At 42.5% G+C, this 4103-nt stretch carries 2 protein-coding genes; one reads left to right on the forward strand and one right to left on the reverse strand.

The features are described 5' to 3' along the window. A partial coding sequence (locus XEN7305_RS29735) for an Ig-like domain-containing protein (protein WP_238568966.1) occupies positions 1-2993 on the reverse strand: 2993 nt, incomplete at its 3' end. 390 nt (positions 2994-3383) lie between these two features. On the opposite strand from XEN7305_RS29735, the gene XEN7305_RS29740 reads away from it, so the two are divergent. Then, positions 3384-3857 (forward strand): pentapeptide repeat-containing protein, encoded by a 474-nt coding sequence (locus XEN7305_RS29740; RefSeq protein WP_083889361.1) that lies wholly within the window; start codon positions 3384-3386, stop codon positions 3855-3857. Positions 3858-4103: the final 246 nt, after the last annotated feature.

Below are 4103 nucleotides of genomic sequence, written 5' to 3' on the forward strand. Positions count from 1 at the left end.
GTTTCTCCGTCTGGGTCGAATGTTACCAAATCAATGACCTTACTTTGTTGTTCGGGGATTTGAATAGTCACGGTTTTGGGGATATTAATCATTTCCTGAACAGCAACCGCATCGATAAACCCACCCGTCTTATCTTCCTTGCCCACAGCACGGAACTCTAGCGCTGTTAGATCAAGCTCACTAGCCAGAACATTATAGGTATAAGTTTGCCAATCATTTCTGCGATCGCCCTGAGCTTGGATAGTATCAAGTAATTCACCATTCCAATAAACTTCAATGCCATTACTCTCTGCTGCTACTTTAGGACGAGGACTATAAGCAAAAGATAATTGATAACTAGTATCTGGAGTCGTCGGAATATCTTGCTTCATGCTGCTATTATCATGACTGTCTAACTCTACCCAAGCAGTACCATCCTCACCAAGACCAAAGCCTTTTAATTCTTGAACTTCAATTCCTGTACCTTCGGTTGTTGCCCATCCCGCAATCGATTCAAAGACATCCCAACGATTGGCTTCAACTTCGTTTTCTTCAAAGCTCCAGTTTTGCACTAAGTTGCCACCAAGCTTCGCAATAATCGGCGCTTGATTGTTTTTCTTGACTTGTATTTCTAGGGTTTGAGTTGTTTGGCCACCATCTTCATCAGTCACGGTGATAGTAACGGTGTAATTACCATTGTCAGGATAGGTATGCTCAACTGAAGACTGATCACCATTCACTATTAACGGTTCACTGCCATCTCCAAAGTCCCAAGTGACTGTCAGTTCGTCATCTCCTGGTTCAGAGAAAATTGCCTCAAAGATTACAGTTTCTCCTTCGGTTGTGATTGTCGTGGGGTCGATGGTGATACTGGGGGCAACATTATTAACAGTAATAGTGATATCTTTAGTTGCAGTTGCTCCATCATCATCACTAACAGTTAGGGTTCCATCGTAAGTGCCTTTATCAGCAAAGGCATGAGTGACTTCTTGCCCTTCAGCGATATTGCCATCCCCGAAGTCCCAAGTATAGGTTAATTCATCATCTCCTGGGTCTGTCGCGATCGCACTATAGGCAACTTCTTCCCCTTCATCAACTTCTGTTTCGTGGGTGATTTGGTCAATAGTTGGCGCAACATTATTAACAGTAATATCTAAGGTTTTAGTTGTGCTGCCGCCATCTTCATCGGTAACTTTTAGTGTGACCTTATATTCGCCATCATCTGTGAAGGTATGGGAAACATTTGTTCCTGTTACAGTAGTACTGCGATCGCCGAAGTCCCAAGTATAGGTTAGGGTATCGTTAATCCCTGGATCTGTGGCACTAGCAAAGAAGTTAACGGTTTCTCCTTCGTTAATAATATTGTTATCGACTGTGAGATTGGTAATTGTCGGCGCAACGTTATTTACAGTAACGGTCAATATATCGCTACCAACCCCTTCATCGTTATCGGTAACCGTCAGAGTAGCATCATAAGTTCCATCATCGTTGTAGGGGTGGTTCGCGAACCGCCCGTACTCTATTTTTCCATCCCCAAAATTCCAAACAAAAGCATGGGTATCGTTAATACCAGAATCAGTAAAGCTGCCACCAAAGTTAATCGATTCACCTTCGTTTATAATCTGATCTGAGCCTGCATCGACTATGGGTGCAACATTTTCAACTGTAAATTCAAAGTTTTTGGTATCACTGCCGCCATAGGGATCGGTTACGGTAATACTGGCGTTATAAATATTGTTATCAGGGAAAGTATTGGTAAATTCAGGAATGCTAATGTTTGAAGGTTGACCATCAATTTCCCAGCTATAGGTCAAAAGGTCGTCGCCTGGATCAGATGCGATCGCAGTTATAGTCGTCTCTGTTCCTTCTGTAATATTGTCGGGAATTTGAATCTCGTCAATTGTGGGCGCGATATTATCTACGGTGACGGTAACCGTAGCAGCATTAGAAAATTGTCCGTCATTGTCTTTAACTACATAAGTGAAACTATCTGTGCCTGCAAAATTAGTTCCTGGGACATAGGAGATATAGCCATCGGAGTTGGCAATTGCGAAGCCGTTATTAGGTTGAGTTGCAATTTGGACGGAGTCAGATCTAATTGTGCCATCATCATCGCGATCGTTATCAAGAACATCGATATCTACTGGTTGTCCTTGGTTAGTAGTTGCCGTATCGTCTGTAGCTATGGGAGCTAAGAATATTTGTTCAGTGAATTGAACATCATCAATTACAACACGAGAATCTACTTCCCCAAACCCAAGGAGGTCGAAGTAAAGAGTTGCTTTGGTTCCTGCTGCTAGATGGGAAATATCAATAGTAAAAGTGCGTGATTGACTGTAATCGAGGATTTCTCCTGGGTTGACACCACTAATTTTGACGTTGTTGCTGAAGTAGGTTGTGCCATCATTCTGGATATTGAGTAGAGCATCGGTTTCGGTTAGTCCAATATCGGTGCTGACTAATGGGTTGAGGGTTAGAGGATCTAGAAGAGCAACTTCGAAGCTGTCGGGCGGAGTGGCAAAAGTAGAAGGGAGATTAGCAAGACCAAGGTCTACCAGAGTGAATTCGAGAGTATTGGCGTCTTCGGGGATGGTGAAGGTTTGAGTGAAGTTGCTAAGGAAGGGTGAGTCTTCGGTGAGAACTGCTTGTCCATCTATGATATTGCTAGATCCGCGATTCTGCCATCCAATATTGTCGCTAGTGTTGTCTGCGATGCTGAAGTCACCGTTAATGATTCCGAGTAAGGGATCTGAGGTTAATAATGCATCTAAAGTTTCGCTTATTTTCTCAATTTTTTCTGATTCAAAGGCGAGGATGGTTTTTAAGATTTCGACATCTAGCTGGGAGGGAAGTTTGCGAATTCCTGGAGCAAGATGGGTATTGAGCAGATCGTTGGGATGGGCTTGTTTATCTAGATGTTCTCCATCTAAAGTAGCAGTAAAATTATCTCCAAATATGATATCTTGCTCAGCAATAATACCTTCTGCCGTCTGCCGTCTGCCGTCTGCCTTCATTTGCTCAAATCCGGCATATCCTTCGATAAATCCATAGAGGTGAGCTAGTTCGTGGAGAACGGTTGTTAAAAGATCATATTTTCCATGGGCTGCGGATTCGGGATCTGCGAGGAAGTAACTGTCTGAATTTTGGTTAGTGAATTCACTGTTGTCTAATGGGGTTTCATCGATGAACCAACCGACTCCATTGGCATCATGGTCAATGAGGATTGTTCCTATATTGGGTTTTCCAGAGGAGTCGAAACCTGTAATGGTTGCTTCTGCTAATTGTCCTGTGGGGAGGTCTGTTATTTGGAAGTTGATGTCAAGTTGGGTTGAGGGTTGGAGGAGGTTTGACCAGATATTAGTTGCGCTATTATTGAGTCGATTTACTATTTGAGGTTCTGCATCATGGATTTGAAAATAACTGCCGAAGAATTGCTCAGAAGGTATATTGCTGGGGAACGAAACTTCTCTGGAGTTGATTTGACTGGAGTTAAATTTAGAAGATGTTGCGATCTTCCTGGAATCGACTTGAGTAATGCCAATCTCACCGAAGTTATTCTTATGAGTGCTGACCTCAGTGGTGCCGATCTCAGTGGTGCCGACCTCAGTAATATTAAACTTGACAGAACCAACCTTAGTGGTGCCGATCTCAGTGGTGCCGACCTCACTGAAGCTAGTCTGGCTGAAAGCATTTTGGAAGGAGCTGATTTGAGCTTTGCTGATTTGACTCGTGCTAATCTTATAGAATCCTCCCTTGTTAATGCCAACTTGACTGGAGCTATCATGGAGGAAACTCTCTTGGGGTATCCCTTGATAGAAGGAGCTGATTTGACTGGGGTAGATTTGAGCAAAGCTATTATGGATCCTCCCTTTTTCTAAAATTTCTCCCGGTATTGCAAGACTCTTATTTTGTGAATCTTCTGCTAAATCTTCAGAATATTCGGTAGCTAGAAGATTTGATGTGGGAATCTCATTTAAATTCGGAAAATCCTTCCAATCGATAGGACCACTGTATTCTTTATCTTTTATTTGATTGATTTCTTCTTCGGAAAGAGAAAGATTAGACAAAAGATGGAGATTGGTTTGTTGCTCTATTGTATATAAGTCCGTAATATAAGCTAAACT

The organism is Xenococcus sp. PCC 7305 (assembly GCF_000332055.1).
GTDB lineage: Bacteria > Cyanobacteriota > Cyanobacteriia > Cyanobacteriales > Xenococcaceae > Xenococcus.

Bases quoted from the DNA above. Each gene is read 5' to 3' on its own strand.
- XEN7305_RS29740 (WP_083889361.1), top strand. From the start codon at position 3,384: ATGGATTTGAAAATAACTGCCGAAGAATTGCTCAGAAGGTATATTGCT.